Annotated in this window: 1 protein-coding gene; it reads right to left on the bottom strand. The window is 65.0% G+C overall.

Going from position 1 to position 509, the window contains the following annotated elements; genetic code table 11:
* The coding region (locus BN2503_RS19180; protein WP_199445297.1) for a transposase at nt 1–509 on the bottom strand (509 nt) is incomplete at both ends.

Below are 509 nucleotides of genomic sequence, written 5' to 3'. Positions count from 1 at the left end.
CCAGGTTGTGCAGTCTCCACCGTGGCTGGTTGCGACGCAGCAGGCTGAGCCAGCGCCGTTACCGCCGCTCTCAGCGGCGAGTTTGGTGCCAGCACACCAAAGTAGCGGTGCCGGTGGGTGCGTGGCGGTGGCACCAGCGCGGCGATGCGGTCGATCAGTTCCAGCGGTGTGAGGTGCAGCTCATCTGCCTTGGCACCACGCTTGTCACTGGTGGGCTCGCTGCGCTGTTTGGCACAGCGGTACACCAGTTTGCTTCCCTCTTTGCGTAGGCGCTCCATGGAAAACGGTGGACGCGCGCAATAGCGCAGCAGCCGCTCCAGCGCAGCGCGGTCGTGGGCTTCGATGCACACCCCCGCATCCACCGAGAAGCCGCTGTGTTTGTAGCCCAGCATGTCTTTGGCGTCACAGTTCTCCAGCAGGCCCCGAGCAACGAAGGCGCGCAGGATGCGTTTTTGCAGTGTGGTCTGCACTGGGGCCACGGTAGCCGCATCGATGCCGGTGGCCGCGTG

Origin of the sequence: Paenacidovorax caeni (genome assembly GCF_001298675.1) — a bacterium.
GTDB classification, from domain to species: domain Bacteria; phylum Pseudomonadota; class Gammaproteobacteria; order Burkholderiales; family Burkholderiaceae_C; genus Paenacidovorax; species Paenacidovorax caeni.
The sequence above is the reverse complement of the archived record's forward strand: the minus strand, read 5'-3'. Positions and strand labels throughout refer to the sequence as shown.